Origin of the sequence: Altericroceibacterium endophyticum (genome assembly GCF_009827595.1) — a bacterium.
GTDB classification, from domain to species: Bacteria; Pseudomonadota; Alphaproteobacteria; order Sphingomonadales; family Sphingomonadaceae; genus Altericroceibacterium; species Altericroceibacterium endophyticum.
Map to the genome: position 1 here is coordinate 346,893 of NZ_WTYT01000001.1, position 13,469 is coordinate 360,361.

Annotated in this window: 16 protein-coding genes and 1 tRNA gene; 13 read left to right on the plus strand and 4 right to left on the minus strand. The window is 56.7% G+C overall.

The window, feature by feature from the left end; genetic code table 11:
- Window positions 1-2 precede the first annotated feature (2 nt).
- The 7 genes from GRI91_RS01680 (at window position 3) to GRI91_RS01710 (ending at window position 4,997) form a co-directional block, all read left to right on the plus strand.
- Entirely contained in the window at window positions 3-326 is a 324-nt protein-coding gene (locus tag GRI91_RS01680) for a TIGR02300 family protein (protein ID WP_160734896.1), read from the plus strand.
- A 119-nt stretch (window positions 327-445) separates the two neighbouring features.
- Window positions 446-521: transfer RNA gene (locus tag GRI91_RS01685), tRNA-Ala, on the plus strand.
- Between the two features lie 232 nt (window positions 522-753).
- A complete protein-coding gene (ffh, locus tag GRI91_RS01690; RefSeq protein ID WP_160734897.1) occupies window positions 754-2,217 on the plus strand; it encodes a signal recognition particle protein in 1,464 nt (487 codons plus the stop codon).
- Between the two features lie 32 nt (window positions 2,218-2,249).
- Entirely contained in the window at window positions 2,250-2,690 is a 441-nt protein-coding gene (gene rpsP / locus GRI91_RS01695) for a 30S ribosomal protein S16 (RefSeq protein WP_160734898.1), read from the plus strand.
- 8 nt (window positions 2,691-2,698) lie between these two features.
- On the plus strand, window positions 2,699-3,184 hold the full coding sequence (rimM, locus tag GRI91_RS01700; protein ID WP_160734899.1) for a ribosome maturation factor RimM: 486 nt from the start codon (window positions 2,699-2,701) through the stop codon (window positions 3,182-3,184).
- Between the two features lie 168 nt (window positions 3,185-3,352).
- The gene (locus GRI91_RS01705; RefSeq protein WP_160734900.1) at window positions 3,353-4,180 is read left to right on the plus strand and encodes a glycine/sarcosine N-methyltransferase; all 828 of its coding nucleotides are present in this window, start codon (window positions 3,353-3,355) and stop codon (window positions 4,178-4,180) included.
- Window positions 4,170-4,997 carry a methyltransferase domain-containing protein gene (locus GRI91_RS01710; RefSeq protein ID WP_160734901.1) on the plus strand — a complete coding sequence of 276 codons (828 nt, stop codon included), beginning with the start codon at window positions 4,170-4,172 and terminating at the stop codon, window positions 4,995-4,997. Before GRI91_RS01705 ends, GRI91_RS01710 begins: the two co-directional genes overlap by 11 nt.
- A gap of 75 nt (window positions 4,998-5,072) precedes the next feature.
- Here the strand turns inward: GRI91_RS01710 and rdgB are convergent, their stop codons facing one another.
- Window positions 5,073-5,705 (minus strand): RdgB/HAM1 family non-canonical purine NTP pyrophosphatase, encoded by a 633-nt coding sequence (gene rdgB, locus GRI91_RS01715; RefSeq protein ID WP_160734902.1) that lies wholly within the window; start codon window positions 5,703-5,705, stop codon window positions 5,073-5,075.
- On the minus strand, window positions 5,702-6,415 hold the full coding sequence (gene rph / locus GRI91_RS01720) for a ribonuclease PH (RefSeq protein WP_160734903.1): 714 nt from the start codon (window positions 6,413-6,415) through the stop codon (window positions 5,702-5,704). Before rph ends, rdgB begins: the two co-directional genes overlap by 4 nt.
- A gap of 96 nt (window positions 6,416-6,511) precedes the next feature.
- Between rph and hrcA the strand changes: the two genes are divergently transcribed.
- From hrcA to GRI91_RS01735, 3 genes are all read left to right on the plus strand, one after another.
- On the plus strand, window positions 6,512-7,555 hold the full coding sequence (hrcA, locus tag GRI91_RS01725) for a heat-inducible transcriptional repressor HrcA (RefSeq protein ID WP_160734904.1): 1,044 nt from the start codon (window positions 6,512-6,514) through the stop codon (window positions 7,553-7,555).
- A gap of 17 nt (window positions 7,556-7,572) precedes the next feature.
- Window positions 7,573-8,151 carry a nucleotide exchange factor GrpE gene (grpE, locus tag GRI91_RS01730; RefSeq protein ID WP_160734905.1) on the plus strand — a complete coding sequence of 193 codons (579 nt, stop codon included), beginning with the start codon at window positions 7,573-7,575 and terminating at the stop codon, window positions 8,149-8,151.
- Between the two features lie 70 nt (window positions 8,152-8,221).
- Window positions 8,222-8,491: a YMGG-like glycine zipper-containing protein gene (locus tag GRI91_RS01735; protein WP_160734906.1), complete on the plus strand. Its 270-nt coding sequence runs from the start codon at window positions 8,222-8,224 to the stop codon at window positions 8,489-8,491.
- A gap of 54 nt (window positions 8,492-8,545) precedes the next feature.
- Here GRI91_RS01735 and GRI91_RS01740 read toward each other — a convergent pair whose 3' ends face one another.
- Window positions 8,546-9,046 (minus strand): vgr related protein, encoded by a 501-nt coding sequence (locus GRI91_RS01740; RefSeq protein WP_160734907.1) that lies wholly within the window; start codon window positions 9,044-9,046, stop codon window positions 8,546-8,548.
- Window positions 9,046-9,564: a copper chaperone PCu(A)C domain-containing protein gene (locus tag GRI91_RS01745; RefSeq protein WP_160734908.1), complete on the minus strand. Its 519-nt coding sequence runs from the start codon at window positions 9,562-9,564 to the stop codon at window positions 9,046-9,048. Before GRI91_RS01745 ends, GRI91_RS01740 begins: the two co-directional genes overlap by 1 nt.
- 166 nt (window positions 9,565-9,730) lie before the next feature.
- Between GRI91_RS01745 and dnaK the strand changes: the two genes are divergently transcribed.
- From dnaK to GRI91_RS01760, 3 genes are all read left to right on the plus strand, one after another.
- Window positions 9,731-11,656 (plus strand): molecular chaperone DnaK, encoded by a 1,926-nt coding sequence (dnaK, locus tag GRI91_RS01750; RefSeq protein WP_160734909.1) that lies wholly within the window; start codon window positions 9,731-9,733, stop codon window positions 11,654-11,656.
- A 77-nt stretch (window positions 11,657-11,733) separates the two neighbouring features.
- Window positions 11,734-12,870 carry a molecular chaperone DnaJ gene (gene dnaJ, locus GRI91_RS01755; protein WP_160734910.1) on the plus strand — a complete coding sequence of 379 codons (1,137 nt, stop codon included), beginning with the start codon at window positions 11,734-11,736 and terminating at the stop codon, window positions 12,868-12,870.
- On the plus strand, window positions 12,867-13,337 hold the full coding sequence (locus GRI91_RS01760) for a low molecular weight protein-tyrosine-phosphatase (RefSeq protein WP_160734911.1): 471 nt from the start codon (window positions 12,867-12,869) through the stop codon (window positions 13,335-13,337). Before dnaJ ends, GRI91_RS01760 begins: the two co-directional genes overlap by 4 nt.
- Window positions 13,338-13,469 lie beyond the last annotated feature (132 nt).

The window sequence follows — 13,469 nt, forward strand, 5'->3', positions numbered from 1 at the left end:
AAATGGTCAAGCCTGAATGGGGCTCCAAGCGGACCTGCCCGAAATGCGGCACCCGTTTCTACGATCTGGGCAGTGACACTCCGGTGACCTGCATCGAATGCGAAAACGAATGGTATCCTGAGCCTGTGCTCAAATCCAAACAGCCGATTCCTTTCGAGGAAGAGGAAAAGGAAAAGACGAAGAAGGACGCCGATTCTGATCTGGCTGACGATGAGCTGGAAGATATCGACGAGGATAACGATTCCCCGGATAACGACGTTGATCTCGGCGGAGACGACGATCTGGGCGTCAATTCGGCGACAGACGAAAAAGAAGACGAAAATTAATACTTGCCAAGCTTGGGAGCTGGCTCTAGAGGGCGGCTCCCAAGCCAAGACGAAGTGGTAAAAAACTTCTGATTTGGTGAGGAAGCGCTTCATCCCGCGAGGCGCTGAAATGAATGAATGGGGCCTTAGCTCAGCTGGGAGAGCGCTACAATGGCATTGTAGAGGTCAGCGGTTCGATCCCGCTAGGCTCCACCATTCACCGGATATGCTGATATCCGGCCATCGTTGAAATGCACTGGCAGCACCAATGCCTGCGATCATTTGAACTTTGACCTGATCTCAACATACCTGGATAACATATGGGTGCGTTCAGGGGATCATCCCCACGCTGGCCGACGAGTTTTCGTCCGCCGGCGTTTTTCGCGTTTCATCCTCCGTAAATTGAATTGCGGTGGGCGGGGCGCCGGACAGGAGAAGAGAGAAAGACATGTTTGACAGCCTTTCCGATCGTCTGACCGGCGTATTTGACCGATTGCGTGGCCGTGGTGCTCTGAATGAGCAGGACGTGCGCGAAGCGATGCGTGAAGTCCGCATTGCCTTGCTTGAAGCCGATGTGGCGCTGCCGGTTGCGCGTGAATTCATCAATAAAGTTACCGAGCAGGCTGTCGGCCAGCAGGTTCTCAAATCTGTCACTCCCGGGCAGCAGGTCGTCAAGATCGTCAATGACGAGTTGGTGGCCATGTTGGGCGGCGAAGACGCTGTCGGGCTGGAACTGGAAGCCAAGCCGCCGGTCGTGATCATGATGGTCGGCCTGCAAGGCTCCGGTAAAACCACCAGCACGGCCAAGCTCGGCCGTCTCATCCGTGAGAAACACGGGAAGAAGGCCATGATGGCCTCGCTCGACGTTAACCGCCCGGCAGCGCAGGAACAGCTTGCTGTTCTGGGCCAGCAGGTCGACGTTGCGACATTGCCGATCGTGGCAGGTCAGCAGCCGGTCGATATTGCGCGCCGGGCGATGGAATCGGCTAAATTGCAGGCGGCCGATGTGCTGCTGCTCGACACTGCAGGCCGTCTGCATGTCGATGAAGCGCTGATGGCGGAAATGAAGGCCGTGGCCTCTGTGGCCGCGCCGACAGAAGTGCTGTTGGTCGTGGACTCGCTCACCGGTCAGGACGCTGTGAATGTCGCGCAGAGCTTTTCGGGTGAAATCGATCTTACCGGTGTGATCCTCACCCGGATGGACGGTGATGCGCGCGGCGGTGCGGCGCTGTCCATGCGTGCGGTGACAGGCAAGCCTATCAAATTTGCCGGCACGGGTGAAAAGCTCGACGCGATCGAGCCCTTCCATCCCTCACGCGTTGCCAATCGCATCCTGGGCATGGGCGATGTCGTCAGCCTCGTCGAACGGGCGTCTCAGGTCGTCGAGAAAGAAGACGCCGACCGTATGGCCGAGCGGATGATGAAGGGGCAGTTCGATCTGAACGACCTTCGCACCCAATTGCGCCAAATGCAGAATATGGGCGGGCTTGGCATGCTCGCAGGAATGCTGCCCGGCATGAAGAAGGCCAAGGCCGCCATGCAGCAATCCGGCATGGATGATGGTGTGCTGGGGCGGATGGATGCGATTATCGGATCGATGACGCCGAAAGAACGCGCGAATCCGGCATTGCTGAATGCGAAGCGGAAGCGCCGCGTCGCGGCCGGCTCTGGTACCCAGGTGCAGGACATTAATCGTCTGCTGAAAATGCACCAGGAAATGGGCAAGGCGATGAAACAGATCAAGAAGATGGGCGGGCTGAAAGGCCTTGGTGCTCTCTTCGGCAAAGGCGGCATGGGTGCGGCCATGCCTGGTCTTGCAGGGCAGGGCGGCGCTGGAGGCGGTGCCGGCCTTCCCGGGATGGATGGCGGTCAGCTTCCCCCCGATTTACAGAATTTGTTGAATAAGAAGTAATTTCAAGAATTTAGACTGGAAAGGTACGTATAATGGCAATTGCTCTTCGTCTTTCGCGCGGTGGCGCGAAGAAGCGCCCCTATTACCGGATTGTTGCTGCGGATTCGCGCAGCGCACGTGACGGCAAGTATCTCGAGCAGGTCGGCACCTATAATCCGCTGCTCGCCAAGGATGACGAAAAGCGCGTTCAGCTGAACGAAGATCGCGTTCGTTATTGGCTCGGTGTTGGCGCACAGGCTTCTGACCGTGTCGCCCGCTTCCTCGATGCTGCAGGCATCAAGGAACGCGCCGCACGCAACAACCCGAACAAGGCTGAACCTGGCGAAAAGGCCAAGGAGCGCGCTGAAGAAAAGGCTGCCAAGGTTGCTGAAGCCGAAGAAGCTGCCAAGGCTGCTCAGGCTTCTGCCGAAGAAGCACCCGCTGAAGAACCCGCAGCAGAAGAAGTACCGGCTGAAGAAAAAGCTGAGGGCTGAGATATCTGATGGCGGACAAGGCTGTTATGCTGGCTGCTGTCAGCGGCGCACATGGCATAAATGGCGAAGTCCGCCTGAAGCTTTTCGGAGAAGGGGTAGCCGCTTTGAAGCGCTACCCCTCCTTCAATGACGGTGCGCTGACTCTCAAAAGCATGCGCAGCGACAATAAAGGCGGCGCCATCGCGCGCTTCGCCGAAGTGACTGACCGCAATACAGCAGAAAAGCTGCGCGGGACCGCGTTGAGCGTTTCCAGAGAACTGATGCCAGAACTGCCCGCGGATGAATATTATCATGCCGATTTGATCGGGCTGCCCGCAGTTGACGAGCAGGATCAGCCATTGGGCAAGGTCGTGGCAGTGGATAATTTTGGCGCCAGCGATGTAATCGAGGTCGAGCGCCCCGATGGCAAAAAGTTCATGGTGCCGATGACAAAAGATGCCGTTCCGCAATGGAATGAAGCGGGCATCACCATCCATTCCGCCTTTATTGTCTGATTAGACAAAGCTACTTGCGCATTTGCGCGGTGTCTTCATGCGTTGCGGCGACTTCGTTTGCGCTGCGCGCGCATAACTGTATTAACAGACTCCTACATTCCAGAAGATCATAGCTGCGGGCTCGCTTCCGAGCTCGCCTCAATGCGTCTGCAGAGAGAAGGAGCAACTATGAAGGAAGAGAATGGGGCTTCCGTTTTTGCCCCCGAAAAAACTCAGGATTATGGTGAAGATCCGAAGGCCGTCCGGCAAAGCGACAAATATGTCAGCGAATATGTCCGCGGTTTTGTAAATAAATGGGACGAGTTGATCGATTGGGACGCCCGCGCAAAAAGCGAAGGCCGGTTCTTTATCGATGTCCTCAAGGCACGCGATAAGAAATCCGTGCTCGACGTTGCAACCGGCACCGGTTTCCATTCCATTCAGCTGCTCAAGGCAGGCTTCGATGTAACATCCGCTGATGGATCCGCCGAAATGCTGGCCATGGCGTTCGACAACGCCAAAGATAATGATCTGATGCTGAAGACCGTGCATGCCGATTGGCGCTGGCTGAACAAGGATGTCCACGGAAAGTTCGATGCGATCATCTGCCTTGGCAACAGTTTCACGCATCTGCATGAGGAAAAAGACCGTCGCCGCGCATTGGCTGAATTTTATGCCGCGCTGAAGCATGACGGGATTTTGATCCTTGATCAGCGTAATTACGACAAGATCCTGGGCGGCAATGATGCCTCCAAGCATAAGTATTATTATTGCGGGGATCAGGTTTCTGCCGAGCCGGACTATGTCGATGACACTTTGGCGCGGTTCAAATACAGCTTCCCAGACGGCAGCGAGTATTTTCTGAACATGTTCCCTCTGCGTAAGGATTACACGCGCGGATTGCTGCGCGATGTCGGCTTCCAGCAAATCCACAGCTATGGTGATTTTCAGGCTGAGGGTGAGGAATCAGACCCCGACTTCTTCGTTCACGTAGCGGAGAAATCCTATGCAGAATGAAGGCGGCGTCGCAGTTGCTCAGAACTATTACGATAGTGATGAGGCGGATAATTTTTATCACACCATCTGGGGTGGTGAAGATATCCATGTCGGCATTTATGAAAAGACACGCGACATTCGGGAAGCGAGCCGAACCACGGTTGACCGGATGGTTCAGCTGCTGGGCGACCTGAAGGGCAAGACGGTGCTCGATATCGGTGCCGGCTATGGTGGCGGAGCCCGCGTGCTCACCTCGCAATACGGGGCAGAGCATGTCACGTGCCTCAACATTGCCGTGAAGGAAAATTGCCGCAATCGCGCCATGAACGAGGAGGCAGGGTTGTCAGAGCGGATTACCGTCACCGACGGGTCCTTCGATGACATTCCCTATGACGACGAAAGCTTCGACGTAATCTGGAGCCAGGATGCCATCCTGCATGCACCGGATCGCGCGGCCGTCATGGCGGAGGCCGTGCGCGTTCTGAAGCCGGGTGGCCATTTCATCTTTACCGACCCGATGCAGGCCGATGATCTCGAAAATAGCGACGATCTGCAGCCGATATACGATCGCATTCATCTGGCCAATCTTGCCAGTTTCGGCTTCTATGAGCAGGAACTGACCAAACGTGGTCTGGAAAAGGTGGATATCGAAAAGCGCTCGATGGAAATCGCCAACCATTATGGCCGCGTGGCGGAAGAATTGAAGGCGCGTCGCGCTGAAATTGATGCGAGTGACGAATGGGTCGAACGCATGCTCGCCGGACTCGCCCTGTGGGTTGAAGGGGCTAAGGCTGGCAAACTGGCCTGGGGCATCATTCATTTCCGCAAGCCGGAGTAAGCCTGCGGAAACTTAAAAAAAGCGCGGCGCCTTTGCGGGTGCCGCGCTTTTTTATTTTCTCAGGAAATTGGACGCTTAGCTTTCGCCGAACTGGTCCGCTTTCAGTTTTGCAAAAGCGTCAGAACGATGGCTGATCGCTTGTTTGTCAGCAGGGTCCAATTCAGCAAATGTCTCTGAACGTCCCGTGGGCACGAAGACCGGATCATAGCCAAAGCCCATTGTGCCGCGTGGCGGCCAGGTCAATGTGCCGGATGCCCGGCCTTCATAGATGACATGATCGCCATCAGGCCAGGCCAGCGCCAGAGTGCAGGAGAAAAAGGCATCGCGCGGTGTATCCGCCCCTTTTTCGGCCAGCATTCCTTCCACCTTGCCCATGGCCATATACCAGTCTCGCACGGCATCGCCTTCGAACCATTGCCGCTCGGCCCAGTCGGCCGTGTAGACGCCGGGGCGCCCACCCAGACTGTCAACCGACAAACCGCTATCATCTGCCAGTGCCGGAATGCCGGAGGCTTCCGCAGCGGCACGGGCTTTGATCAGCGCATTTTCAGCAAAGGTCTTGCCCGTTTCCGCTGGTTCCGGAAGGCCAAGAGCACCGGCGGAAATGCAATCGAGACCATAGGGTTCGAGCAATTTGGCAATCTCTTTGAGCTTGCCAGCATTATGGGTGGCAATAACCAGCTTTCCGGAACCAATCTTGCGGGTCATTTCACGGCCTTTTCCTGGGCTGCGAAAATATTGCCGCAGCCGATCTGAGCCAGACGGAGGAGGCGCAGCAGGCCTTCTTCGTCATAGGTCGCGCCTTCTGCGGTGGCCTGCACTTCGGCAATCCGCCCGCCTTCGATCAGCACGAAATTCGCATCCGCATCGGCGGAACTATCTTCGTCGTAATCGAGGTCCAGTACAGGCTCGCCATTGCAAATACCGCAGGAAATCGCGGCGATCTTGCCTTCGATCGGGTCCTGCTTGATGTCACCGGATTCCATCAGCTTGTTCACGGCAATGCGCAGCGCAATCCAAGCGCCGGAAATCGCGGCGGTACGGGTTCCGCCATCTGCCTGAATGACATCGCAATCGAGCGTGATCTGACGTTCGCCAAGCTTCTTGAGATCGACCACGGAACGCAGCGAACGGCCGATCAGCCGCTGAATTTCCTGTGTCCGGCCGGATTGCTTGCCCTTGGCCGCTTCACGGCTGCCGCGGGTATGGGTGGCGCGGGGCAGCATGGAATATTCGCCGGTGACCCAGCCTTCGCCCTTGCCGCGCAGCCACGGCGGAATCCGTTCTTCGACGCTGGCGGTGCAGAGTACCTTGGTTTCACCAAAACTGATCAGCACCGATCCTTCGGCATGTTTGGTAAAACCGGTCTGGATGTCGATTGCGCGCATCTCGTCTGGTGCACGGCCGGAAGGTCTCATGAAATTCTCCTGATATAGATAAATTTCACCTAGGCGCTTAAGGCGCAGCGCCGCAAGACTTGTGGTGCGGCAGGGAACGATTAAGTTGTAGTGACCATGGCATCGCCCCCAGTTTCAGAATTGACCGATCGCGCCCGCGAGATTTTCCGTCTCGTGGTGGAAGGCTATATCGATAACGGCCAGCCCCTGGGGTCAAAGGCGATTGCCGCCGGGGGGAAGGTCAATTTGTCGCCAGCCTCGATCCGTTCGGTGCTGAGCGACCTCGAAGCACTTGGTCTGTTGGCCGCGCCGCATACCAGCGCTGGTCGGATGCCGACAGAGATCGGTTTGCGCCTGTTCGTTGATGGCATGATGCAGGTGGCCGAACCGACTTTGCATGAACGCGGGGTCATCGAGCGCCGGCTTTCCGAACATGGAGCGATCGAGCAGGCTCTGGAGGCGACCAGCTCGGTTCTATCCGATATTTCCGCCGCAGCCGGCGTGGTGATGGTGCCGCGCCGTGAACCCAATCTGAGCCAGATGAATCTGGTGCAGCTTGATGAAAGACGAGCTCTGGTGGTGCTGGTGGGGCAGGATGGCAGCATCGAGAACCGCCTGCTGGACATTCCCGCCGGGACATCCATTGCCAGTTTGCAGCAAGCGACCAACTACATCACCGCTCGTCTGAATGGACGAACATTGGAGGATGCGGCTTCGGCAATCAGGAAAGAAGTTTCCTCCGGCCAGTCACAACTCGACACGGCCAGCCGCGAGCTGGTGGAGCGCGGTTTGGCGATATGGACAAAAGACGCCTCCGAACGGCCCGTGCTGATCGTGCGCGGTCAAGCCAATCTGCTCGATGAAGAGGCGCTCGGCGACATCGAACGCGTTCGGTCGCTGATTGATGATCTGGAAAATAAACAATCTGTATCGGAATTGCTGGAGAGTGCGCGCGAAGCAGAATCCGCGCGGATCTTCATCGGTTCTGAAAACCGCCTGTTCGGTCTTTCCGGCAGTTCGGTCATTGCTTCTCCCTATCGCGACCGCGAGGGAAGAGTGGTTGGCGTGCTGGGTGTAATAGGGCCCACACGGTTGAATTACGCAAGAGTCGTCCCCATGGTGGACTTCACTGCCCGGAGCCTGGGCAAGCTTATTGGATAGCTGGAAGAAATTTAAACATGATGGATGAAAAGCCGGACACACGCGACGACGCGGTTGCCGAAGAATTGAAGGGTGTACCAGAGGACATGCTCGACCAGGGCGATGACGCTGCGGAAGAGGGCAATTCGGACGAACTGTCCCAGCTTCGCGAAGAACTGGATGCGGCGAAGCAGGATGTGCTTTATGCAAAGGCTGACACGCAAAATGTCAGGAGACGGCTTGAGAAGGAAGTGTCCGATGCGCGTGCCTATGCCGCCACCAGTTTTGCGCGCGACATCTTGAGCGTGGCGGACAATATGCGCCGGGCCATGGATGCCGTACCTGCTGAATTGCGGGAAGATGAGAAGTTCAAGGGTCTGGTTCAGGGTATCGAAGCGACGCAGCGCGAAATCGACAAGGTCTTCACGCAGCATGGCATCACCCGGATCGGGGCCATGGGGCTTCCGCTGGACCCGAATACCCACGAGGCAATGCTGGAAGTTCCGACCGATGATGCCGAACCGGGCATTGTGGTTCAGGAAATGCAGGCTGGATATATGATCAAGGACCGATTGCTGCGCCCCGCGATGGTGGCTGTCGCCAAGAAGCCCGACTAATCAGACAGTCCGTTGGAACTAGCCTGTTTTACCAACGTAAGTAGGGCAGGCAGTTTTTAAGGATAATGTAATGATCAAGAGGATTTTGCTTGCGCCGGTAATCTTGGGTTCGGCCCTCTCCCTGGCAGCTTGCGCCGACAATTACGGCGTTGAAGGCGGCCTTGCTGGTGCGGCTGCTGGTGCTGGTGTGGCCGCGGCCACGGGCGAAAATGTTGGGCAGGGCGCCGCTATCGGTGCCGCTGCCGGTGCTGTTGGCGGGGCTTTGATCAAGAAGGATGGCAAATGCTATCGCCGTGATCGTTATGGCGATGAATATCGCGTCGATTGCGACAGACGATAAAAGCTATGTGAATAGCGAATTGAAAAGGCGTGGCCGGGTGGCCGCGCCTTTTTGTTATTGTGCGCCCGGAAAATTCACCAGCAGATCGTAGGCTGCGCCATCGGATACGCCTGCAAGTTTCAATCCATTGCGTAGCAGGAAAGCATGGCGAACGATTTCGGCCTGCTGTTCAATGCCATAGCGTTCCAGTTTCCATCCCGGTTTCAGGCTGTAATCATAGCTGCAGAATGGGTGGCGGTGCAGGACCAGGTAATATTCGCCGCGCTGCGTGGTTTGCCACACATGCGTCATTTCATGAATGAACAGCCCCTGATGGGTTAAAGAGGCTTCAGCAAAATCATCGCAATAAAACGGACCGCGAGGGTGAAAATGGATAGCCCCGCGCGGTGCCATTACGGTGCCGCGTGGCTGGAACGGAAACCATTTCCGCCTGACTATCCGAACATTCCCATACTCAATGGCATTGCCGAACACAGTGCGGGCGAGGGCGGTTTCTCCATGGGTAAGCCGCCTTTCGCCTCCCGGCGGACATAGCGCCTTCGCCGCATCATGCATTATTGGCTATCGCTGGCGTCGCCGTCTCCGTCTGGGGCATCGCGATCATCGCCGGCCGCGCGGACTTCTGTCGGAAAGCTGTATTTGTCACCGCCGGCAAAAGTGAGTGTCACTTCAATGGAATCGCCCGGCTTCAGCGTATCAGGAAGGCCCTCTGCCATGACGTGCATTTCGCCGGGAATAAGCTTGGTAGATGCTCCTGCGGGCACAGCCAGCTGGAAGACATCATTCATCACTTCTTCGCCCGACCACGTACCCATTTTATGAATGACTGCGCTATCTGCGCCTTCGACCGACACGGCGCGGATGACCATATCCGTCGTCCCGTCATTCAAAACATCAAAATAGATTGCGGCGGGATTGCCTGAAACTGGCGGCAGCATAAGCCGCGCATTTTCAACGGAAATACCCTCAGGTCCTTCCGGCGCAGCCTCGACTGGCTCTTCAGTCTGGCTGTTACAAGCAGCAAGACTGAGGCTTGTTGTGGCGATCATCACGGCAGAAATTAGAGTCTTCACGGCATTCCCTCCTGTTATCGTATACATTTTCTAACTCGCTTGATCCCTTGTGCCAAGCAAAACCACCCCTATATCGCCCGCGTTAACCGAGCCGCCGAAAAGGTTTCGCCGTGAACGGGAAGCCTAATGTGCGGTGTCCAGACATAGAAGAGGAAATGGGGAAACCATGGCCAAAGTAATTGGTATCGATCTTGGAACGACGAACAGCTGTATTGCTGTGATGGACGGGGGCAAACCCAAGGTCATTGAAAATTCCGAAGGCGCGCGCACCACGCCTTCCATCACCGCTTTCACCAAGGATGGCGAACGTCTGATCGGCCAGCCCGCAAAGCGCCAGGCAGTAACCAATCCTGATAATACGCTGTTTGCGATCAAGCGTTTGATCGGCCGGCGTTATGATGATCCGACCACCAAGAAGGATCAGGGCCTGGTTCCCTATGATATCGTCAAAGGCAAAAATGGCGATGCATGGGTTGAAGCCGGCGGCAATGAATACAGCCCGTCGCAGATCTCCGCGTTCATTCTTCAGAAGATGAAGGAAACCGCTGAGAGCTATCTTGGCGAAACGGTTGAACAGGCGGTCATCACCGTTCCTGCATATTTCAATGACGCGCAGCGCCAGGCAACCAAGGATGCCGGCCAGATCGCAGGTCTTGAAGTGCTCCGCATCATCAATGAGCCGACTGCTGCGGCTCTGGCTTACGGTCTCGACAAGGAAGACGGCAAGACGATCGCCGTTTATGACCTTGGCGGCGGTACGTTCGACATCTCGGTTCTCGAAATCGGTGATGGCGTGTTCGAAGTGAAGTCGACCAATGGCGACACCTTCCTCGGCGGCGAAGATTTCGACAGCGCGATTGTCGAATATCTGGCTGACCAGTTCGAGAAGAAGGAAAATATGGACCTGCGCAAGGACAAGCTTGCGCTGCAGCGTTTGAAGGAAGCCGCTGAGAAGGCCAAGATCGAACTGTCCAGCTCGCAGACGACCGAAGTCAACCTGCCCTTCATCACCGCCCGCATGGAAGGTGGATCTTCCACCCCGCTTCACCTCGTCGAAACGCTCAGCCGCTCGCAGCTTGAACAGCTGGTCGAAAAGCTGATCCAGCGCACGCTGGAACCTTGCAAAAAAGCTCTGGCTGATGCCGGGCTCGACAAGGGCGGCATCGATGAAGTCGTGCTGGTCGGCGGTATGACCCGCATGCCCAAGGTGCGCGAAGTGGTTGAGAAATTCTTCGGTAAACAGCCGCATACCGGCGTTAACCCCGATGAAGTCGTGGCTATGGGCGCTGCCATTCAGGCCGGTGTTCTGCAAGGCGACGTCAAGGACGTTCTGCTGCTCGACGTGACCCCGCTTTCGCTGGGCATTGAAACGCTCGGCGGCATCATGACCAAGATGATCGACCGCAACACGACGATCCCGTCAAAGAAGACGCAGGTCTATTCGACTGCCGAAGACAACCAGCAGGCCGTGACCATCCGCGTGTTCCAGGGTGAACGTGAGATGGCGCAGGACAACAAAATGCTCGGTCAGTTTGACTTGATGGGCATTCCGGCTGCACCGCGCGGTGTCCCGCAGATCGAAGTGACCTTTGACATCGACGCCAACGGCATTGTGAATGTTTCGGCCAAGGATAAGGGCACCGGCAAGGAGCAGCAGATCCGTATTCAGGCTTCTGGTGGTCTGTCGGAAACCGACATTGATCAGATGGTTCAGGATGCCGAGAAGTTTGCGGACGAGGACAAGAAACGCCGTGAAAGCGCCGAAGCGCGCAACAACACGGAAAGCCTTGTTCATGCGACCGAGAAGCAGCTTTCCGAGCATGCCGACAAGATCGATGACGAGCTCAAGGGCCAGGTCGAAGCCGCGATTGCCGAAACCAAGACCGCGCTGGAAGGCGACGATGTCGAGGCGATCAAGGAAAAAGGTCAGGCCCTGACCGAACTCGCCATGAAGATCGGTCAGCAGATCTATGAGAAGGAACAGGCTGCGGGCGGTTCTGCCGATCAGGGTGCAGAAGGCGCAACCAGTCAGGCCGACGAAGATGTTGTCGACGCGGAATTCTCCGAAGTTGACGACGAGAACAAGGGCTGATCGTCCTGATTTGAAAACTCAGCCGCCACTGGTGCAGTTCATGCGCCAGTGGCGGTTCGGTTTGGTAAGGGGACTTTATGGCTGCTACCGAAATCGACTTTTACGAACTGCTTGAAGTTGAGCGTAACGCCGACGACAAGACGATTAAATCCGCTTATCGCCGCATGGCGATGCGTTATCACCCCGATCGCAATCCGGGTGACGCTGAGAGCGAAGCAAAATTCAAAGCCTGCAGCGCTGCATATGAATGTCTGAAAGACCCGCAAAAGCGCGCGGCGTATGATCGCTATGGCCATGCTGCCTTCCAGCAGGGCATGGGCGGTGGCGGCGGCGCCGGACCCCAGGGCGATTTTGAAGATATCGGCGATATTTTTGAAACCATTTTCGGCAATGCATTTGGCGGTGGTGGTGGACGCGCTCGCCCGCGCCGTGGCGCTGATATGCGCTATGATATGGAAATTGGCCTGGAAGAAGCCTTCCACGGCAAACAGACCGAAATCGAGGTCGAGGTTTCCGTTCAGTGCGGCACGTGCGAAGGCACCGGAGCAGAGCCGGGCACGTCTAAGCGAGGCTGTGATTTGTGTCATGGTCACGGGAAGGTTCGCGCTCAGCAGGGCCTGTTTATCGTCGAACGCCCGTGTCCGAATTGCCATGGCCGCGGTGAAGTCATCGAAAAACCGTGCCGTGATTGCCGCGGCGAAGGGCGGGTGGATGAAATCCAGTCGCTTGAAGTGAATATCCCGCCAGGCGTAGATAATGGCACCCGTATCCGCCTTTCCGGCAAGGGTGAAGCTGGGCCGATGGGCGCTCCTCCGGGCGACCTCTATATCTTCCTTCATATCCGCAAGCACAGTGTGTTTGAGCGTGAAGGAACCGTGTTGTTCGCGCGTCTGCCGATCAGCTTTACGGTTGCCGCGCTGGGCGGTTCTGTGAACATTCCCGGCATGGATGGCGAGATGCACGAAATCACCATCCCGGCGGGTATCCAGTCGGGCAAGCAGCTGCGTAAACGCGGTGCAGGTATGCCCGTTCTGCAGGGCCGCGGCCGCGGCGATCTGGTCGTGGAAGTCGCGGTTGAAACGCCCACCAGGCTCTCTGCCCGACAGAAAGAATTGCTGCGGGAATTTCAGGAAACTGAAACCGGTGATGAATGCCCCGAATGCCGCGGCTTTCTTGACAAACTCAAGAATGCGTGGACCGACCTGACCGAATGACCCAGACAACCGTTCTCTTCGTTTGCCTCGGCAATATCTGCCGGTCACCCTTGGCCGAAGGCGCTATGCGCGAGGCAGCGGAGCGGGCGGGGCTGGACATAAAGGTGGATTCCTGCGGCACTGGCAATTGGCATATTGGCGAGGCACCAGACATTCGCGCGCGCTCCATCGCCCGGCGCAAGGGTGTGGACCTCGACATGCTGCGCGGGCGCCAATTGGCCGCAGAGGATTATACGCGCTTTGATTACATCTTCGCGCTGGATCACGACAACCTTGAGGTAATCCGTGACCGCTGTCCGGCTGACAGCACAGCCGAAATCTCCCTGCTGATGGATGTCGTGCCCGGTCATGAGGGCGAGCCCGTGGCAGACCCGTATTTTGGCGGTGATGAGGGCTTTGAAGTGACGTGGTCTGACGTATCGAAAGCCGCCAACGCACTGGTTGAGCGGTTTTCCAAAAATCCCTGACCCTCAGCAAATATCATAGCTGCTGACACTTCTGCTGCTTCAGGATCGCCCTCTTCAGCCTCAGGATGAATAATCTTGCCACCTGAAAATATAGCTCAACCGATCTTGCGTTCTATTTTTGTTCCGATTATC

Excerpts from the sequence above, each read along its gene's own strand:
- grpE (WP_160734905.1), top strand. The coding sequence starts at position 7,573 with ATGATGGATGAAAAGCCGGACACACGCGACGACGCGGTTGCCGAAGAA.
- dnaK (WP_160734909.1), top strand. The coding sequence starts at position 9,731 with ATGGCCAAAGTAATTGGTATCGATCTTGGAACGACGAACAGCTGTATT.
- dnaJ (WP_160734910.1), top strand. The coding sequence starts at position 11,734 with ATGGCTGCTACCGAAATCGACTTTTACGAACTGCTTGAAGTTGAGCGT.
- GRI91_RS01735 (WP_160734906.1), top strand. The coding sequence starts at position 8,222 with ATGATCAAGAGGATTTTGCTTGCGCCGGTAATCTTGGGTTCGGCCCTC.
- GRI91_RS01760 (WP_160734911.1), top strand. The coding sequence starts at position 12,867 with ATGACCCAGACAACCGTTCTCTTCGTTTGCCTCGGCAATATCTGCCGG.
- rph (WP_160734903.1), bottom strand. The coding sequence starts at position 6,415 with ATGAGACCTTCCGGCCGTGCACCAGACGAGATGCGCGCAATCGACATC.
- GRI91_RS01705 (WP_160734900.1), top strand. The coding sequence starts at position 3,353 with ATGAAGGAAGAGAATGGGGCTTCCGTTTTTGCCCCCGAAAAAACTCAG.
- rpsP (WP_160734898.1), top strand. The coding sequence starts at position 2,250 with ATGGCAATTGCTCTTCGTCTTTCGCGCGGTGGCGCGAAGAAGCGCCCC.
- GRI91_RS01710 (WP_160734901.1), top strand. The coding sequence starts at position 4,170 with ATGCAGAATGAAGGCGGCGTCGCAGTTGCTCAGAACTATTACGATAGT.
- ffh (WP_160734897.1), top strand. The coding sequence starts at position 754 with ATGTTTGACAGCCTTTCCGATCGTCTGACCGGCGTATTTGACCGATTG.
- rimM (WP_160734899.1), top strand. The coding sequence starts at position 2,699 with ATGGCGGACAAGGCTGTTATGCTGGCTGCTGTCAGCGGCGCACATGGC.
- GRI91_RS01680 (WP_160734896.1), top strand. The coding sequence starts at position 3 with ATGGTCAAGCCTGAATGGGGCTCCAAGCGGACCTGCCCGAAATGCGGC.
- hrcA (WP_160734904.1), top strand. The coding sequence starts at position 6,512 with ATGGCATCGCCCCCAGTTTCAGAATTGACCGATCGCGCCCGCGAGATT.
- GRI91_RS01740 (WP_160734907.1), bottom strand. The coding sequence starts at position 9,046 with ATGCATGATGCGGCGAAGGCGCTATGTCCGCCGGGAGGCGAAAGGCGG.
- rdgB (WP_160734902.1), bottom strand. The coding sequence starts at position 5,705 with ATGACCCGCAAGATTGGTTCCGGAAAGCTGGTTATTGCCACCCATAAT.